This window comes from Streptomyces sp. NPDC029151 (genome assembly GCF_055564315.1).
The window spans coordinates 253,656-271,417 of sequence record NZ_JBVHWQ010000010.1; the positions used below are offsets into that span (position 1 = coordinate 253,656).

The 17,762-nt window shown below is 73.4% G+C and carries 17 protein-coding genes; 9 read left to right on the forward strand and 8 right to left on the reverse strand.

The window, feature by feature from the left end:
* Positions 1-3 precede the first annotated feature (3 nt).
* Positions 4-1,212 carry a hypothetical protein gene (locus tag ACZ4VF_RS31805; protein WP_467930319.1) on the reverse strand — a complete coding sequence of 403 codons (1,209 nt, stop codon included), beginning with the start codon at positions 1,210-1,212 and terminating at the stop codon, positions 4-6.
* Between the two features lie 200 nt (positions 1,213-1,412).
* Here ACZ4VF_RS31805 and ACZ4VF_RS31810 point away from each other — a divergent pair, with 200 nt between their 5' ends.
* On the forward strand, positions 1,413-2,858 hold the full coding sequence (locus ACZ4VF_RS31810; RefSeq protein ID WP_467930321.1) for a glyceraldehyde-3-phosphate dehydrogenase: 1,446 nt from the start codon (positions 1,413-1,415) through the stop codon (positions 2,856-2,858).
* Between the two features lie 79 nt (positions 2,859-2,937).
* Here the strand turns inward: ACZ4VF_RS31810 and ACZ4VF_RS31815 are convergent, their stop codons facing one another.
* The 3 genes from ACZ4VF_RS31815 to ACZ4VF_RS31825 form a co-directional block, all read right to left on the reverse strand.
* Entirely contained in the window at positions 2,938-4,887 is a 1,950-nt protein-coding gene (locus ACZ4VF_RS31815; RefSeq protein ID WP_467930322.1) for a collagenase, read from the reverse strand.
* A gap of 148 nt (positions 4,888-5,035) precedes the next feature.
* Positions 5,036-5,989, reverse strand: coding sequence for a LysR family transcriptional regulator (locus ACZ4VF_RS31820; protein WP_467930323.1), 954 nt, complete (start codon positions 5,987-5,989; stop codon positions 5,036-5,038).
* 213 nt (positions 5,990-6,202) lie between these two features.
* Positions 6,203-7,090 (reverse strand): NAD(P)-dependent oxidoreductase, encoded by an 888-nt coding sequence (locus ACZ4VF_RS31825; protein ID WP_467930324.1) that lies wholly within the window; start codon positions 7,088-7,090, stop codon positions 6,203-6,205.
* 67 nt (positions 7,091-7,157) lie between these two features.
* Here ACZ4VF_RS31825 and ACZ4VF_RS31830 point away from each other — a divergent pair, with 67 nt between their 5' ends.
* From ACZ4VF_RS31830 to ACZ4VF_RS31840, 3 genes are all read left to right on the forward strand, one after another.
* A complete protein-coding gene (locus ACZ4VF_RS31830; RefSeq protein ID WP_467930326.1) occupies positions 7,158-7,508 on the forward strand; it encodes a winged helix-turn-helix transcriptional regulator in 351 nt (116 codons plus the stop codon).
* A gap of 265 nt (positions 7,509-7,773) precedes the next feature.
* On the forward strand, positions 7,774-8,355 hold the full coding sequence (locus ACZ4VF_RS31835) for a TetR/AcrR family transcriptional regulator (protein WP_467930327.1): 582 nt from the start codon (positions 7,774-7,776) through the stop codon (positions 8,353-8,355).
* A gap of 17 nt (positions 8,356-8,372) precedes the next feature.
* The gene (locus tag ACZ4VF_RS31840; RefSeq protein WP_467930328.1) at positions 8,373-9,596 is read left to right on the forward strand and encodes a GDSL-type esterase/lipase family protein; all 1,224 of its coding nucleotides are present in this window, start codon (positions 8,373-8,375) and stop codon (positions 9,594-9,596) included.
* Here the strand turns inward: ACZ4VF_RS31840 and ACZ4VF_RS31845 are convergent.
* Both ACZ4VF_RS31845 and ACZ4VF_RS31850 read right to left on the reverse strand, forming a co-directional pair.
* Positions 9,557-10,228, reverse strand: a complete 672-nt coding sequence (locus ACZ4VF_RS31845) for a class F sortase (RefSeq protein WP_467930330.1) — start codon at positions 10,226-10,228, stop codon at positions 9,557-9,559. The genes ACZ4VF_RS31840 and ACZ4VF_RS31845 overlap by 40 nt on opposite strands.
* A gap of 160 nt (positions 10,229-10,388) precedes the next feature.
* Complete coding sequence (locus ACZ4VF_RS31850) at positions 10,389-10,976, reverse strand: hypothetical protein (RefSeq protein ID WP_467930331.1); 588 nt, start codon at positions 10,974-10,976, stop codon at positions 10,389-10,391.
* A 333-nt stretch (positions 10,977-11,309) separates the two neighbouring features.
* On the opposite strand from ACZ4VF_RS31850, the gene ACZ4VF_RS31855 reads away from it, so the two are divergent.
* Complete coding sequence (locus tag ACZ4VF_RS31855) at positions 11,310-12,188, forward strand: SCO6745 family protein (RefSeq protein ID WP_467930332.1); 879 nt, start codon at positions 11,310-11,312, stop codon at positions 12,186-12,188.
* 294 nt (positions 12,189-12,482) lie between these two features.
* Here the strand turns inward: ACZ4VF_RS31855 and ACZ4VF_RS31860 are convergent, their stop codons facing one another.
* Positions 12,483-13,694, reverse strand: coding sequence for a cytochrome P450 (locus tag ACZ4VF_RS31860; protein ID WP_467930334.1), 1,212 nt, complete (start codon positions 13,692-13,694; stop codon positions 12,483-12,485).
* On the reverse strand, positions 13,691-14,401 hold the full coding sequence (locus ACZ4VF_RS31865; RefSeq protein WP_467930335.1) for a cyclodityrosine synthase: 711 nt from the start codon (positions 14,399-14,401) through the stop codon (positions 13,691-13,693). The genes ACZ4VF_RS31860 and ACZ4VF_RS31865 overlap by 4 nt, the downstream gene beginning before the upstream one ends.
* A gap of 218 nt (positions 14,402-14,619) precedes the next feature.
* Between ACZ4VF_RS31865 and ACZ4VF_RS31870 the strand changes: the two genes are divergently transcribed.
* The 4 genes from ACZ4VF_RS31870 to ACZ4VF_RS31885 all read left to right on the forward strand — a co-directional run bounded on the left by ACZ4VF_RS31870 (position 14,620) and on the right by ACZ4VF_RS31885 (position 17,671).
* On the forward strand, positions 14,620-15,456 hold the full coding sequence (locus ACZ4VF_RS31870; protein WP_467930356.1) for a fructosamine kinase family protein: 837 nt from the start codon (positions 14,620-14,622) through the stop codon (positions 15,454-15,456).
* A gap of 99 nt (positions 15,457-15,555) precedes the next feature.
* On the forward strand, positions 15,556-15,747 hold the full coding sequence (tgmA, locus tag ACZ4VF_RS31875; protein ID WP_467930336.1) for a putative ATP-grasp-modified RiPP: 192 nt from the start codon (positions 15,556-15,558) through the stop codon (positions 15,745-15,747).
* Between the two features lie 17 nt (positions 15,748-15,764).
* A complete protein-coding gene (tgmB, locus tag ACZ4VF_RS31880; protein WP_467930338.1) occupies positions 15,765-16,748 on the forward strand; it encodes an ATP-grasp ribosomal peptide maturase in 984 nt (327 codons plus the stop codon).
* Between the two features lie 35 nt (positions 16,749-16,783).
* Positions 16,784-17,671: a Gfo/Idh/MocA family protein gene (locus tag ACZ4VF_RS31885; protein WP_467930339.1), complete on the forward strand. Its 888-nt coding sequence runs from the start codon at positions 16,784-16,786 to the stop codon at positions 17,669-17,671.
* The last annotated feature ends 91 nt before the right edge of the window (positions 17,672-17,762 follow it).

A 17,762-nucleotide genomic window follows, 5' to 3' on the forward strand; every position in this document is an offset into this window, starting at 1 on the left:
GGCTCACAGCGGGGAGTGGGCCACCGCCGTCACATACGCGCCGTACAGCAGGGACACCAGGGCGAGGGCGGCGTACACGACGACCGCCGGGGACCGGCGCAGCCACCAGGTCCGGGCCAGTGCCCGTGCCACCGGGACGAGCAGCGGGAAGGCCGGCAGCAGGAAGCGCGGCTTGGAGGAGAAGGAGCCGGAGCCGCCGATGACGAGCAGCACCAGCACGCCGGAGAAGACCACCAGGGCCAGCGGTGCGCGCTCCAGGCACAGCAGTGCGAACAGCAGCAGGCTCGCCGTCACGATGAGGAGGGCGGCCGGGTAGACGACGCCTCCGCCGTGCAGGAACAGGGCCTTGAGGAAGCGGACCGAGCCGGCGCCGAAGTCGAAGCGGGAGTCCCACGCGCTCTGCACCGTGAAGTACCCGCCGAGGACGTCCCCGGTACGGCTGCCCACCCACAGCACGTAACCCAGCCAGCCGAGCGGGGCCACCAGCGCGCCGGCCCACAGCCGTGCCGGGGCCCGGCCGCGCTGCCGCAGCGCCTCGTGGCCGGCGGCGAGGGAGACGGCCACCGCCACCGCGAAGCCGCTGGGCCGGGAGAGGCCCGCGAGCGCGGCCAGGGTTCCGGCCCACACCCAGCGGCCCCTGAGCACGCAGTACAGGGCCCAGGCGGCGAGCGCCGCGAACAGCGACTCGGTGTAGGCGATGGTGAGTTCGACCGCGCGGGGCAGCGCGGCCCACAGGGCGACCAGGGCGGTGGCGACGCCCCGCCCGTAGAGGTGGTGGCCGACGAGGTAGACGCCGTACGCGGCCACGCACGCGGCCGTCCAGGCGATCAGCAGGGCGGACTGGCCGGGGGTGAGCGGCAGCGGGACGGTCAGTGCCCGGATGAGGGCGGGATAGAGGGGGAAGAACGCCCAGTCGGTCTGGACGGCGCCCCGGGGGGTGATCCAGATCAGGTGGCCGTAGCCGTGCGTGGCGATGTGCAGGTACCAGCGGGAGTCCCAGGCATGGGCCAGGTTGCCGGCCGGCGGGCGCCCCCGGAGTGCGTTGGCGAGGATCACCGCGAGGATCCCGGCGAGCCGGAGCCCGGCGAACAGGGCGAGGGCCGGCAGGAAGTCCCGCGGCGAGCGGGACCCGCCCGGCCGGCGCCGCCGGAGGCGGCCGAGGGGCCCGGAGGGGGCCGCCGGCTCGGGCCGGGGCACGGAGGAGGTACTCACGGTCCTGACCTTGGGCGGGCCCCTGCACCGGTGCAACGCGCGACCCGGGTTTCTCACGCGGTTCCACCCTGATTCAGGAACCCGTCGCACGTGTCTCACCCAGGCCGGGGGCCCGGGTGCCGCGCGGAAGGGGCCGCCTGCCGGACCCCTGCGAGGGTGTGGTTATCATATGAGCGCTGCCTAGCTCGAAAGATGGATCCGTGACTGTCAACGACGACTCGTTCACCAACTGGAAGATCCGCGAGGAGATCGCGGAGTCGATGATCCCGCTCATCGGGAAGCTGCACCGCGAGCGGGACGTGACCGTCCTGCTGCACAGCCGCTCCCTGGTGAACAAGTCGGTGGTCAGCATCCTGAAGACGCACCGCTTCGCCCGGCAGATCGCCGGTGCCGAGCTGTCGGTCACCGAGACCATGCCCTTCCTGGAGGCCCTCACCGCGCTGGACCTCGGACCGTCCCAGATCGACCTCGGCATGCTGGCCACCATGTACAAGGCCGACGAGCGGGGCCTGAGCGTGGCCGAGTTCACCGCCGAGGCGGTCGCCGGTGCCACCGGCGCCGACAGGATCGAGCGCCGCGAACCGCGCGACGTCGTGCTCTACGGCTTCGGCCGCATCGGCCGGCTCGTCGCCCGCCTGCTGATCGAGAAGGCCGGCTCCGGCAACGGCCTCCGGCTGCGCGCGATCGTGGTGCGCGGCGGCGGCGCGCAGGACATCGTGAAGCGCGCCTCGCTGCTGCGCCGGGACTCCATCCACGGCCAGTTCCAGGGCACGATCACCGTCGACGAGGACACCAGCACGATCGTCGCCAACGGCAACGAGATCAAGGTGATCTACGCCGACGACCCGTCGCACGTGGACTACACCGAGTACGGCATCCGGGACGCCATCCTCATCGACAACACCGGCAAGTGGCGCGACCGCGAAGGCCTGTCCAAGCACCTGCGCCCCGGCATCGAGAAGGTCGTCCTCACCGCGCCGGGCAAGGGCGACGTCCCGAACATCGTGCACGGCGTCAACCACGACACCATCAAGCCGGACGAGCAGATCCTGTCCTGCGCCTCCTGCACCACCAACGCGATCGTGCCGCCGCTGAAGGCCATGGACGACGAGTACGGCGTGCTGCGCGGCCATGTGGAGACCGTCCACTCGTTCACCAACGACCAGAACCTGCTGGACAACTACCACAAGTCCGAGCGCCGCGGCCGTTCCGCGCCGCTGAACATGGTCATCACCGAGACCGGTGCCGCCTCCGCCGTCGCCAAGGCGCTGCCCGACCTCAAGGCGAAGATCAGCGGCAGCTCGATCCGCGTCCCGGTGCCGGACGTCTCGATCGCGATCCTCAACCTCCAGCTGGCCCGCGAGGCCACCCGCGAGGAGGTCCACGACTACCTGCGCGAGGTCTCGCTGACCTCCCCGCTGAAGCGCCAGATCGACTTCATCACGGCGCCCGACGCGGTCTCCAGCGACTTCATCGGCTCGCGCCACGCCTCGATCGTGGACGCCGGCGCGCTCAAGGTCGACGGGGACAACGCGATCCTCTACCTCTGGTACGACAACGAGTTCGGCTACTCCTGCCAGGTCGTCCGGGTCGTCCAGCACGTCTCGGGCGTGGAGTACCCGACGTACCCGGCGACGGCGGTCTGATCGCCCCTGCCGTCCGCACGGGTGCGGCCGCCGACCGGGGTTCCCGGTCGGCGGCCGTTCCCATGGGCGCGGGTGCGGGTCAGGCCGAGGCCGGCCTGCCGCACGCGCCCGCGGCGCACGCCGTGAGCCACTGGTCGAAGTCGGCGTCGTAGCGGGTGCCGATGCCGTCGTGGTAGACGGCGTATCCGCCGGCGTAGTCACCGACGCGGAAGCGGGCGAGCATGCGCTGGACGTCGTCGGGATGACGCTCGACCATGTAGCGCGCGGCGAGGTAGCCCCACGGGTAGGTGCGGGTCACGTCGCTGTTGTCGTAGGTGTTCTCGAACAGGGTGCTCAAGCGGTACGTGTGCTTGCCGGCCTCCTGGACCGCCTGGTCGTCGGCGAGGCCGCGGTAGCTGTAGGAGACGTACTCGGCGATGCCCTCGATCCACCACACGTCCGGCACGGAGATCTGCCGTGCGAAGTCGCCCTTCATGTCGTCGCGGGCGTCCAGGAAGTGCGTGTACTCGTGGTTGAGGTTCCAGATCCGGGCCGGGAAGCCGTCGTCGTAGCCCTTCTGGTACATGATCGACATCGGCTGGTTGGCGGGGTCCGACGGGTCGCCGGCCAGTGTCATGCCGCCGTTGTCGGTGCTGATGCCGTACATCGCGCCGGCGTACGTCTGGTAGTCGGCCCGGCTGGTGAACACCACCAGGCGGAGCGTGGCGGCGTACTGGCCGGGTATCGCGCCGTCGGCCTTCACGACCGAGCGGAAGTAGGCGTCCTGGCGGAGCACGCTGGCGCAGGCCGCGTCGAGGTCGGCGGCGGTGAGCGACTGGGCGCGGACGGTGATGTTCGCGTCGCAGTGCCGGGTGACGGGCAGGACGGCCCGGTCGAGCTTGCCCGGGAGGTCGCAGACGTCGTAGTAGGCGCAGTCGGCCGTGTCGTAGGCGGCGGCCTGCGTGGCCACCGCCACCCACAGCGCGGCCGTCGGGCCGGTGATGCCGGTGCGGTCCAGCAGGTCCTTGGTCAACGGCTTGACGTCGTCCCGCAGTTCGGCGTGCTCGGTGTAACGGGCGAGGTTCATCCCGGCGTTGGAGTCCAGGAAGGCCAGGTCGGTGCCGAGCTGGTCGGTGTTGGCCAGGGCGAAGTCGTAGAGCGTGTCGACGATGCGCGGGTCGGCCTCCACCGCCTGTACGTACCGCGGGTTCCAGTTGCCGCGCCACAGGGGGGTGTAGACGTCGTTGACGGCCCGGATCATGCTGTCGATCGCGTCGTACGAGCTGTCGTAGTCGTTCAGCAGCCGTCGGTAGACGTACAGGTAGCGGCCCTGCTGGTCGGCGCTGTCGGTGAGGATGACGGTCTCGCCGAGGATCTGGCCGTTGGCCGCCGTGACGTCACGGGAGTGGGAGCGGGCGAAGAAGGCGTCCATGCCGCTGGTGACGGCGGTCGTCAGGCGGGAGGTGTACGGGCCCACGTCGCCGGGGTGGTTGAACTGCACGTAGTAGCCGGCGCGCAGGAAGAGCACCAGTTGCAGCAGGCTGCCGGAGTTGTCGCCGCGGTACTTCCCGGCGGTGCCGGTGAAGGCGTTGGCGACGGTCAGCATCTGGGTCTCGCGGAAGACGGCGCGCGCGTCCGTGCCGGTGACCGAGAAGAGGGTGTTGACGCAGTCCGGGGTCGCGGCCTTCACGTAGGAGACGAGGGCGGAGCCGGTACGGCTGCCGAAGTCGGCCGGGGCGCAGGAGGCCGCTCTCGTCGCGCGCGGGCCGGACTGGCGGGTGAAGGACGGCGGAGTGGGCGGGAGTTGGGCCGGGCTGAGCCGCCTGGCCTGTGCCGCGGGGCGCTCGGTGGCGGCGGTGGACGCCGCGGCGGGCGACGGCACGGCCGGGTGCGGGCGGGGCGCGGTGGCCGTGACGGGGTGCGGCCGGGGTGCGGCCAGCGCCGGTGTGGACAGCAGGCCGGCCAGGGTGGCGCAGACGGCGGCGGTGCCGGCGATGCGGCCGGCCGTGCCTCTCGGCACGCGTCCGGGCACCGCGAAGCGATAGCGCATCGGGATTCCTCCACGAAGGGATGCGCCTCTGTGGGGTGTTGAGGCGTGTGAGGCACTGTCTCAGCGCGCCACCCGGGCCAACAATGGCGTGTGACATAGCACATGACACTGACCGCTCATAACATCGCGGCGCTCCCGTGACCCGCTTCTACGCCCCGGCGGCGCTCCAGGTGCGCGAGGCCCAGGTGCGCAGGTGCGGTGCCTGGGCGACGAGGTCGCGGTACGCGTCCATCGCGGACTGCAGCACCGTCTCCACGACGTCCTCGGCGACGGCGTCCGGCCGCCAGGCCAGCACATAGCGGCACCACAGCGGGGAGCCCGCCAGCGGTTTGACCAGGACGTGCGGGATCGGCCGCAGCGTCGGCTGCACCAGGGACACCCCGACACCGTCGGCGATCATGCTCTGCAGCTGGGTCTGGTCGCCGAGCCACTCGTGGACGGTGACCGGCGTGAACCCGGCCGCCGCGCAGGCGTCGTAGAACACCCCCGGCCAGCCGGCTCCGTCGTCCGGGGTCACGAACCAGGCGTCCTCGGCGAGGTCGGCGAGCTGCACCTGGGTGCTCTGCCGGAGCCGGTGCCGGGCGGGGAGGGCGACGAAGGTGGGCTCGGTGACGATGCCGCGGTGCCGTACGGCGGTCGAGTGCCGCAGCTCCATGCCCGGGTAGTCGGCGGCGATGGCGGCGTCCACGGCGCCCTCCTCCAGCAGCTCCACGATCCGTGAGGAGGCGTAGACGCTGGTGACCGAGAGGGCCAGCTCGGGCAGCCGGGTACGAACGCGGGACACCGTGCCGGACAGCATGGGCGAGTTGGTGGCGGCCACGCGCAGGGACCGGCGGGGGCGGGCGGGTGCCGTCCGGTGCCCGATCGCGGCGGCCCGCACCAGGACGTCCCGGGCCTGCTCGACGACCTCGGCGCCGTACCGGGTCGGCCGGACCCCGGTCGGCCCGCGTTCGAAGAGCGGCTCGCCCAGGTGGCGCTCGATGCGGCGGAGCTGGGTGCTCACGGCGGGCTGCGAGTAGCCCAGCTGCGCGGCGGCGCGGCCCACGCTGCCCGCGTCGGCGATCGCGCACAGCACCCGCAGGTGCCGCAGCTCCAGCTCCATCGGTCCACTCCCGGCTCGTTCCCACGACCGGCCGGCGCCCTGCCCCGCACCCCGTACGTGACCGCGCCCGCCGCCCGCGCCGGCCGTGGCGGGGCCGGCGGACCGAAGCGTTCCATGGCCTCCCCCACGGCACAAGTCGCAGGTCCGCCAGGGTGCGGGCGGTCACATCAGCTGGGCGCGTGGCCCCGGTCGGCGCCCCTGGGGCTCCGGGTCTCAGCGGCGCGCCAGCACCTCGGCGACCCGGATGAACCCGTCCGTGCCGTGCCCGAGTCCGATCACCCGGCGGGCCATGCCCTCGACGGCCCGCATCACGCCCGCGTCGATGCCGTGCGACTCGGCGACCTCGACGACATGGGCCATGGTGGAGGCGGCCGAGGTGATCGGGTTGATCTTCCCGGAGTAGGTGCCGCTGTCGGCGTCCTCGGCGAACTCCTCGAAGAGCGGCGGCAGGATCGCGCCGATGCCCTGGGCGAAGGGAGCGAGTTCACGGGCGGTGACGCCCTCCGCGCGGGCGATCGCCACGGCGTGCGCGTAACCGGCCATCGCGGTCCAGAAGAGGTCCAGCAGCGCGATGTCGAAGGTGGCGGCGCGCCCGGCGTCCTCCCCCAGGTGGGTGTGCGTCCCGCCGAGCGCCTCCAGCACCGGGCGGTGCTCCGCGAAGAGGTCGCGCGGGCCGCTGTGCAGGAAGACGGCCTCCGGTGTGCCGATGCTGGGAGCCGGGGTCATGATCGCGCCGTCCAGGTAGCCGATGCCGTGCGCCGCCGCCCAGTCCGCGGTGTCCCGGGCGCGCCGCGGGGTGTCGGCGGTGAGGTTGACGACGGTACGGCCCTTCAGCGCGCGGGTGACGTCGTCGCGGCGCAGGATCGCGTCGGAGGCGTCGTAGTTCACCACGCAGACGACGACCAACTCCCCTGCGGCGGCCGCTTCTTCGGCCGTGGCGACGCTGGTCGCGCCCTGCTCGGCCAGTTCCCGGTCCCTGCCGGGCGTGCGGTTCCAGACCGTGGTGCGCACGCCGGCGGCGAGGAACGCGCCCGCCAGCGCGCGGCCCATCGGGCCGAGTCCGAGCACGGTGACGGCAGGAAGATCCGTGGACGTGGACATGTTGCAACTCCCGTAGGTGGTGGACGAGTCGGCCGGACGGCCGGTGGAGAACAGAAGAGGGACGACGATGACGCGCAGCCGCGCCCAGGACCCGAACGTCTGCGGGGTGACCGCCGCGATCGCCGTGATCGACGGCAAGTGGAAGACGTCGCTGCTGTGGCTGCTGGAGTCCGGGCCGCACCGGCCCGGCGAACTGCGGCGCAGACTGCCCGGGCTGAGCGAGAAGGTGCTCACCCAGGCGCTGCGCGAGATGACGGACGACGGCCTGGTGCACCGGGAGGCGCACGACGTGCTGCCGCCGAAGACCGTGTACTCGCTGACCGGGTTCGGCCGCGACCTGGCCGCGGCGCTGGACCCGCTGGCGGAGTGGGGCCACCGCCGTCTGGAGCGGCTCCGCGAGCGCGAAGCGGCGTCCTGACCGCTGCCGCCGACACCTCCCGTCCGTTCCCCGGCAGCCCCTGACCTCGAAGAACAGCCTCTCCCGGGCGGACAGGAGCTGCCAAGTACCCACAAAAAAGTGGGTGTCCGCCGCCTGACGGCCGAGCGGGCGGTGCCCCTGTCGGCCGCCCGGACGGCGGCCGTGCCGCGCCCTGGCCGACGAGCCCTCCCCTAGTCGATGATCCCGGTTGCCTAATACTTTTAGGCAAGCACATAATGGCTTTCGGCACAGAGGAGGAGCGAGGATGGCGCGTGCGGGTCTGACCACCGAACGTCTGGTCCACGCCGGTGCGGAACTGGCCGACGAGGTCGGGTTCGAACAGGTGACGGTGTCCGCGCTGGCCCGGCGGTTCGACGTCAAGGTGGCGAGCCTGTACTCGCACCTGAGGAACTCCCAGGACCTGAAGACGCGGATCGCGCTGCTCGCCCTGGAGGAGCTGGCCGACCGTGCCGCCGAGGCGCTGGCCGGCCGGGCCGGGAAGGACGCCCTCGACGCCTTCGCGCACGTCTACCGGGACTACGCCCGCGCGCACCCCGGCCGCTACACGGCGGCCCGGCACCCGCTGGACCCGGCGACGGCGGCCGGCAGCGCGGGAGTGCGGATCGCCCAGCTGACCCGGGCCGTCCTGCGCGGCTACGACCTCGCCGAACCGGACCAGACCCACGCGGTCCGCCTCCTCGGCAGCGTCTTCCACGGCTACGTCAGCCTGGAGGCGGCCGGCGGCTTCAGCCACAGCGCCCCCGACTCCCAGGAGTCGTGGAGCCGCATCCTGGACGCACTCGACTCCCTCCTCCGTACCTGGCCCCCCAGTCCCGACCCCCTCTGAAGACGCAGGCAGACACGATGCACACCATCCCCCTGACCGCCGGCCTCGTCCACGGCGCCCTCGATCTGGAGCACACCGCGCACGGCCTGCTGCCGCACCGGCTGCCCGCCCGGGCGCGCGCCCAGTGCGCCGACCCGCAGCTGGCCCTGGCGGAGTCCCAGCCCTCCGGCGTACGACTGGTCCTCCGCACCCGGGCCACCGCCGTCGAGCTGGACGCCCTGCCGACCAAGCGGGTCTACCCCGGCGTACCGCCCCGCCCGGACGGCGTCTACGACCTGCTCGTGGACGGACGCCCGGCCGGCAGCGCCACCCTCACCGAGGGCAACACCCTCGTCATCGACCTCGGCACGGGTACCGCCGAACACCGGCCCGGCCCGGTCGGCACCGTCCGCTTCACCGGACTGCCGGACACGGTGAAGGACGTGGAGATCTGGCTGCCGCACAACGAGACGACCGAACTCGTCGCGCTGCGCGCGGACGCGCCCGTGGAGCCCGTGCCGGACCGGGGCCGGCGGGTGTGGCTGCACCACGGCAGCTCGATCAGCCACGGCTCCGACGCGGCGAGTCCCACCACCACCTGGCCGGCGCTCGCCGCGGCGCTGGGGTCGGTGGAGCTGGTCAACCTCGGGCTCGCCGGCAGCGCGCTGCTCGACCCCTTCACCGCCCGCACGCTGCGCGACACACCCGCCGACCTGATCAGCGTCAAGCTCGGCATCAACGTGGTCAACACCGACCTGATGCGGCTGCGTGCCTTCGGTCCCGCGGTGCACGGGTTCCTCGACACCGTCCGTGAGGGCCACCCCGGCATCCCGCTGCTCGTCGTCTCGCCGGTGCTGTGTCCGATGCACGAGGAGACGCCCGGCCCGACCGCCATGGACCTGGAGGCCCTGCGCGAGGGCCGGGTGGGGTACCGGGCCACCGGGGATCCGGCGGAGCGGGCGGCCGGGAAGCTCACCCTGGGGGTCGTCCGGGAGGAACTGGCCCGGATCGTGCGGGAACGGGCGGCCGAGGACCCGTGGCTGCACTTCATGGACGGCCGGGAGCTGTACGGCGAGGCCGACGCCGCCGAGCTGCCGCTGCCCGACGGGCTCCACCCGGACGCCGCCGGCCACCGCCGGATCGGCGAACGGTTCGCGGCGCTGGCGTTCGCCGCGGACGGCCCGTTCGCCGACCGCGCCGACCGGCCGGACGCCCCGGCGGCTCACACCAGGTGGGCGAAGACGACCAGGTTGTCGGTGTAGTCCCGCACCGTGCGGTCGTAGTCCCCGGCGCAGGTGATCAGCCGGACCTCGGGACGGGAGGCGTCCGCGTACACCCGGGTGCTGGGGAAGTCGTCCTTCGCGAAGGTCTCGGTGTCGTCCACGACGAAGTCCGCCGTGCGCCCGTCGGCCCGTTCCACGGAGAACCGGTCGCCGGGCTGCAGGTCGTCGAGGTTCGCGAAGACGGCCGCGGAGGTCACCGTGTCGACGTGACCGGCGATGACCGCGGTGCCCTTCTCACCGGGCGAGACACCGTCGGCGTACCAGCCGACGAGATTGGTGTCGCCGGCCGGCGGCGGCTGCAGCTGGCCCGAGGCGCCGATGGCGAGGGTGGTGAAGGGGGCGTCCACGGAGATCTTGGGGATGTGCAGGCGGGTCGGCTCCGACCGGGGCAGCGGGTCGCCGGGCTGCTGCGGGTCGGCCGGTGCGGCGGTGCCGCCGCCCGAGGCCCGGGGCGCCCGCGGCGTGTCCTCCGGCGTGTGATGACCGCCGAACAGACTGACGGCGAGGAAGACGGCCGCCACGCCCCACAGCGTCAGCCGCCCGCCACGGCCGGCGCGCGGGGCGTCCGCCGCCGGTCCTGAGGGGGTCGGGGAGGAGGGATCTGCTGCCATCGGACACCACCTCACTCGGGCACGGCAGCACGGGGATCAGGGCGGAAGGGGAACGGCGCCGCCACCGGCGTCCTGAGCGGTGTGGCGCGCGGGGAGCGCGGGCCGCCGACACGATGCGCGCGCCGACGGCGTCCGCAGCCCCTGTGGGACGCACCGGCCGTCAGGACGCCGGCCCGGCGGCCTTCCTGCGGCGCAGCGCGTACGCGCCGGCGGCGCCTACACCCAGCACGGCCAGTCCGCTCGCGGTGACACCGGGCGTGGCGAGCGCTCCGCCACCGGTGTGCATGCCACCGCGCGGCTTCTCGTGGTCCTCACCCCATTCGCTCTTGTCACCCTTGCCGCCCTTGTCGCCCTTGCCGCCTCTCTCGCTCTTGTCCTCGCCCTCGTCCTCGTCCTCGCCGCCGTCACGGCCCTTGTCCCGGTAGCTCTCGGGGTCGAACCGGCTGTCGCCGCCCGAACCCCAGTCGCCGGCACGCACCGCGGCGAGCGCTCCGCCACCCGTGTGCATTCCGCCGCGCGGCCCGTCGTGTTCCTCTCCGCCGCCGCGTTTGTTGCCGTAGTCCTTGTCGTGGTCGTCTCCGGATCCCCTGTCCTCGCGGTCGGAGTCGCTGTCCTGCTCCTTGCTGTAGGAGGAGTCGTCATGGCCGCTGTCGTGCCCGGCCGGCGCGGCGAACGCGGCGCCGGGCGTGGCGAAGGCCAGAGCGGCGGCGGCAGCCGCCGTCGCCAGGAGCATGCGGGCAGAGCGCATAGTGATGTCCTTCCGCCGGGACCGGGCAGCGGATACCTCATCAGCTCGGTGGACCCGGCCTCGACATGAACCACCGTCAGTGAGGCGTCCGTCCCCCACCATCCGAGCCGTCCAGCCGGGGCACCACGCCACCCGTCTGCCCCAGCGCTACGGGCCCGGGGCCCCTCGTCCGGCTCAATCCGCGCGGCGGCCGTACACCTGCCGGAATGATCGGCGCCGAGCGGTGTGACGTCCGCCACCCACCCGTGGTGACCGTCGTCCCCTTGTTATGACCGCTGTCATAACGCAGGCTGGTCCCGACAGCACGGCAGGCCGACGTGGCGGGAGGACGCAGTGGCGGACGGGATGGCTCGGGCGCTGTGGGAGCGGTACGAACCGGTGCACGGGCTCGTGTACTTCGCGCCGGAGGCGCACCGGGCGGCGGGCGGGCTCGGGATGCGGGGGTTCTGGATGGGGTACTTCGCGCTGCGGGCCGCCCCGCTCGGCACGGTGGCCCCGTCCGTGGTGACGAGCTGCTTCTACGTCTTCCACCCCGCGCGGGTGACGCGGGCCCTGCCGGACGCCTGGACATACGCCGCTCCGGCGGACGTGCTGGCGGCGCGCGCGGAGGCGATGGACGAGGCGATGACCCGGCTGTTCGGGGCGGACACCGTGGGCTCCGCCGCCTTCGCGGAGGCCGCGGACCTCGCCTGGGAGGCCGCCGCGGCCGCGGACACCACGGGCAGGGTGCTGGCCGCCGCGAACCAGGCGATCGAGCGCCCCGAGCGGCCCGCCGTGCGTCTGTGGCAGGCCCTGACGACCCTGCGGGAGCACCGGGGCGACTCCCATGTGGCGGTGCTGGTCGGACTGGGGATCGGGCCGGTCGAGGCGATGGTGCTCAAGGCGGCGGCCGGCGAGTCCGACGAAGCCTTTCTGCGCGAGACACGGAAGTGGCCGGAGGAGAACTGGGCGGCGGCCGTGGCGCGGCTGCGCGCGGACGGCCGGCTCGCGGTGGACGGCTCGCTCACCCCCGCGGGTGCGGCGCTGCGCGCGGAGGCCGAGGCGCGCACCGACGCGGCGGCCGAAGGACCGTGGACCGCGCTGGGCGCCGAGCGCGGCGAGCGGCTGGCCGCGCTGCTGGAGCCGCTGGCCCGCACGGTCGAGGAGTCGGGGCTGCTGCCGGCCGGGAATCCGGTGGGGCTGACCCGTGGGACGTACCCCGGGGGCCGCTGAGGCAGGAGCAGCGTCCGGCGGCCCCGGCCCGGCGCACCGGTGTGACCCGGCCCCCGTTCGGAGTGCCGACCCGGCGCCCACGACCCCGCGCGCGCTCGGGGTGCCGGCCTGGCGCATCCGCCCAGGAGGCCGACCCGGCACCGGCCCGCCCCGGCCCGGAGCCCCCGCCCGGTGCATCCGGACGGCACCCGCGCCCGGCGTACCCGGACCGCATCCGCGCCCGGAGTAAGGCCCGGCGTCCCCCGCCCGGGAGGCCGGGCCGGGGACGCCGCACGGAGGGCGGCGTCGCCGGGGCTACCAGGTGACCGGCAACCGCTCGGGGATCCGCTTCATGAACCCGGTGCGCCAGACCAGTTGGCCCGGCGGGACGGCGAGGGTGAGGTCCGGCAGCCGGTCGAGCAGGACCTCCAGGGCGACGCGGGCGTGTGCGCGGCCGAGGGCGGTCGCGGGGCAGTAGTGGGCGCCGCCGCCGAAGGAGAGGTGGTCGGCGGCGTTGTCACGGTCGACGTCGAAGCGGTGCGGGTCGGGGAACTTCTCCGGGTCGAGGTTGGCACCCTCCACCAGGACGAGGACGAGCTCGCCCGCGCGGACCCGGACGTCGCCGAGCGTCACGTCCTCCAGGGCGAGGCGGGGCAGGGCGTCGCCGATGGAGAGGTTCACCCGCAGCAGTTCCTCCACGCCCGGACCGATCAGGTCGGGTCGGGCGCGCAGCAGGTCGCGGGCGATGGGGTGGGTGAGCAGGTAGACCAGGGCCATGGTGAGGAAGCCGGAGGTGGAGATGACACCGGCGCCGAACAGGGTGACGCCGACGGTGGCCAGCATCTCGTCGGTGAGGTGCGCGTAGTCGGGGTCCTCGCGCAGGGCGGCGAGTTCGCCCATCAGGCCGTGCGTCGCCGGGTCGTCGAGCAGGGCCGCCATCCGGGCGATGTCCCGGTCCCAGTTGAGGCGCGCCCCGGTGATCGGGCACGGGGAGTTCATGAAGGCGATGTCCAGGCTGCGCAGGAAGGCCGGGGCCTCGGTCTGCGGGATGCCGAGGATGCGGCAGTGCATCCCGGCGGAGTACGGCTCGCAGAACGCGCCGCGCAGATCGGCCGTCGGCCCTTCGGCGGCGATCAGGTCCACCAGGCGGTGGGCCTCGGCGCGCAGCCACTCGGTCAGGCCCGGCGCCTTGGGGCTCAGCGCCTTCATCACCGCGCGGCGCAGTCCCGCCCCGGTGATGTTGCCCATGTTGTTGACGACCTCGGGCGGGATGGTGAGGGCGTACTGCCGGGGCACGCCGGGCGCGGAGGTGTCCTTGAGGGAGAAGCGGTCGTCCTTGAGCACCTGCGCGCACAGTTCGTAGGAGGAGACCAGCCAGGCCTCGTCGCCGGCGATGGTCCGCACGCGGCGCACGGGAGTGGCGGTGCGCAGTTCCGCGACCTCGGGGGGCACCCGGGTGCCGTCCCAGGAGAACGGGAAATCGGGCAGGGGAGAGTGGCCGGTGCGGGTGTCGGCGGCGGTGGTCATGCCGCGGCTCCTTCCAGGGCGGTGGGGGTGACGATGGCGTGGCCCTGGTTGCGGGAGGCGCGCAGGCCGGCGCCCCGGGAGTACAACAGCTCGGCCATCGGCAGGAGTTGGTGGTAGCAGTTGAGGGAGGAGGGCACCCGGAGGATGGCCGGGGTGTCCAGGAACAGCGGGGCCTCGGCGCACACGTACTCCAGGCACACGGCACGCTGCCGCTCGGTCGGTGTCTCGCCACGCGCGGTGAGGAAACGATTCACCAAGGCCTCGCACACGGCCCGGAAGGCACCGTCCGAGACCAGTCGCGCCTTCAGCTGCCGGTGGATCTCCTGGTAGTCGGGGTTGGTGCGGAACTCCGACATCGGGTGCCAGTCGAGGCGGGTGCCGTCGGGATCGGCGGCCGACACCGCGTCACGGACCTTGGCCCGTACCCCGCGGAGGTTCTTCACGGCCTTGCGGCGGGCCTCGTCGGGCGGGTACCCGGAGGCTTCGTACATCTCGGCGACGTACAGGTCGGTGTAGACGAAGTCGACCCGGTCGAAGTGGTCCAGCCCCCAGCGGGCGAGGTCGTGCAGGCGACGGGCGGAGAAGTAGCTGTTGCCCGGGGACACGCCGATCACGGCGTGCGCGCCCTCACGGAGGATGACCTCGCAGTGGGAGGTGTACGGCTGGACTTCGAAGACGTCGGCCATCAGCACGGATGCTGTGGTCACGGGGGAGATCCTCCGCCGCGCGCTAGTCCCTGCGGGGCCCTGTGCCCCCGGTGTGGCGACGCGGCGGGATCACGCTAGCGGTACGAGATCACCACGGGTAGTGACCGCCGGGGTTTGGCTGGAAACAGTCGTATCAACGGTTGAAATACCCGGCGAGCGGCCTTGATTACCGGTCGTAGTCTGGGGCCGTGGTCAAACGGGACGAGGAACCAGGGCAGGTGGCGGCCCGGCTCACCGGGCGCCCGGTGAGCCGGGCCGGGCGGGTGTCGGGGTCGCCCGCCGAGGTACTGCTGGACGGCGGGACACCGGTGATGGTCAAGCGTGGCGACGGTCCGGGGGCGGTGCGCGCCGAGGTGGCCGGGCTGCGCTGGCTGGCCGCAGCGGGCGCGGTGCGGGTGCCGGCGGTGCTCGGGCACGACGAGCGCTGGATGGTGACCGAACGAGTGCCGACCGGCTCCCCCGACCCTGCGGCGGCGACGCTTTTCGGCCAGGCGCTGGCCGCCCTGCACGCGGCCGGCGCACCCCACTTCGGAGCGCCGCCGCCCGACGGACCGCGCGACGCCTACATCGGCCGCGCCCCCATGCGGAACGCGCCGGGCACCGACTGGCCCGGCTGGTACGCCGAACACCGCGTCCTGCCGTACGTGCGCCGCGCGGTCGACCGCGGCACCCTGCTGCCGGGCGAGGCGGCCGTGTTCGAGCGGGTCTGCGCCCGGCTGCCGGACCTCGCGGGCCCGGCCGAGCCGCCCGCCCGGCTGCACGGCGACCTGTGGAACGGAAACGTGCTGTGGGGTGCCGACGGAGAGGTCCGGCTCATCGACCCGGCCGCGCACGGCGGCCACCGGGAGACCGATCTGGCGATGCTCCGGCTGTTCGGCTGCCCCCACCTGGACCGGGTGCTCGCCGGCTACGAGGAGGCGGCGCCGCTGGCCGACGGCTGGCGGGACCGGGTCGCCGTGCACCAGCTCTTCCCGCTGCTGGTGCACGCCGTGCTGTTCGGCCGGGGATACGGGGAACAGGCACTGACGGCAGCGCGAACGGCGCTCGCCCGATGACCGCGGAAGGAACGGCTCCGGCGGTGCTCACTCAGTGTGAGGAAACCAATCACCCGTTCGGCTCGTATAAGGACGTGAAAGCCTAATCAGGGAGAGACCATGCAACCGTTCACCCTCAACTACGCGCGGCCCGCAGTGCAGTTGGAGGTCAGCGCTCCGTACGCGTACGACTCCGGACTGCAGTTGAACGTCCTCCCGGACGGGCGGATCGCCGCCACCGACCACGCGATCCTGAGAGTCCTCGGAACCACGACGTCGACCGCCGGTTCCAAGACGCACTTCGACGACTGAACCGCGGGCTTCGAGAGATGACCGTGCTCATCCTGACCAGTGAAGAGGACGTGACGGCGGACATGGTGGTCCTCCGGCTGGGCGAGGCCGGGGTGCCCGTCGTCCGGCTCGACCCCGCCGATCTGACCAACGGGGTGGCGCTGTCGGGCGAGTACGTACACGGCGCCCGCCACGGACACCTGTCCGTCGGCGGGCGCCTGGTGAGCATGAACGGCCTGCGCTCCGTGTGGGTGCGCAGGCCGGGAGCCCCGGCCGCCCGCGCCGCCCAGCCGTCCGCCTGGCTGACGGAGGAGTCGTCGCAGGCGCTGTACGGCATGCTGCGGTGCAGCGACGCCCGCTGGATGAACCATCCGGACGCCGCCGGGCGGGCCCGGCACAAGCCCTGGCAGCTGCATCTGGCCCAGCGCAGCGGCCTGCCGGTGCCGGCCACCCTGATCACGACGTTCCCTCAGGCGGCGCGGGAGTTCGCGGACCGCTTCCCGGACCTGGTGGTCAAACCGGTCTCCGGGGCGCATCCGCAGGAACCGCCCCGGGCGGTGCCGACCAGCCGGGTGCCACCGGACGCCGACTTCACCGCGGTCGCCTTCGGCCCGACCCTGCTGCAACGGCGGATCGCCAAACGTGCCGACATCCGGCTCACCGTCGTCGGCGACACGCTGCTGGCCGCGCGCAAGCCCGCGGACCCGGACGCCGATCCGGACGACGTCGACGTCCGGTTCGCCCCGTCGGTCTCACCCTGGCTGCCCGTGGACGTGCCGCCGCGCGTCGCCGAGGGCGTGCTGCGCTACATGGCCGGCGCGGAACTGGCGTACGGTGCCTTCGACTTCGCGGAGGACGCCGACGGGATCTGGTGGTTCCTCGAGTGCAACCAGTCCGGCCAGTTCGGCTTCGTGGAGATGGACACCGGCCAGCCGATCGCCGCCGCCATCGCCGGCTGGCTCGCCCGGCCGGGCGATCCGGGGCGCAGGTGTGCGGAGGGCGACCGGAGCACGGCATCGTGAGGCTGCGGGGATCGGCTCGGAGAAGGGAACGCGACATGCGCATCGGACTGCTGGGAACGGGCCCCTGGGCACGGGCGGCGTACGCTCCCGCCCTCGCCGGGCACACCGGCCTCGAGTTCGCCGGGGTGTGGGGGCGCCGGCCGGAGGCGGCCACCGGACTGGCGGAGCAGTACGGCGTCACCGCTTACGCCGACGTGGACGCGCTGCTGGCCGACGTGGACGCGGTGGCGGTGGCCCTGCCCCCGTCGGTGCAGGCCGAGGTGGCGGTGCGGGCGGCCCGGGCGGGCCGGCACCTGCTGCTGGACAAGCCGCTGGCGGTGTCGGTCGAGGACGGGCGGGCCGTAGCGGAGGCGGTGGAACGGGCCGGGGTGGCGTCGGTGGTGTTCTTCACCGCGCGGTTCCAGAAGGAGCCGGAGGCCTGGATCGAGGAGCAGGCGGCCGTGTCGGGCTGGTTCACGGCGCGGGCCCAGTGGCTGGGCGCGGTGTTCACGAGCGACAGCCCGTTCGCGGCCTCGCCGTGGCGCCGGGAGAAGGGCGCGCTGTGGGACGTCGGCCCGCACGCCCTGTCGGTGCTGCTCCCGGTGCTCGGCGACGTCCGGCACGTGGTGGCGGCGGCGCACGGTCCGGCGGACACCGTGCACCTGGTGCTCGACCACGCCACCGGTGCGTCGAGCACCCTCACGCTCAGCCTGACGGCCCCGCCGGCGGCGGCCGGGGCCGACGTGGAACTGCGCGGCGAGGCGGGCGTGACGGTTCTGCCGGGCAGCTCCGAGGGAGCGGTCCCCGCGCTCACCCGCGCCGCGGACGCGCTGACACGCGCCGCGCGCACGGGCCGCCCGCACCCCTGCGACGCCGCGTTCGGCCTCCGGGTCACCGAGATCCTGGCCACGGCGGAGTCCCGCCTGGCGGAGGGGACGGACTAGTAGTGCTTCGTTAGGTTCTGGGTCTGGTCCTGCTGGTGGTGAGGGGTCGGCCGCAGGTGTGGCAGGTGCCGGTCCAGCACCTCAGCAGGTC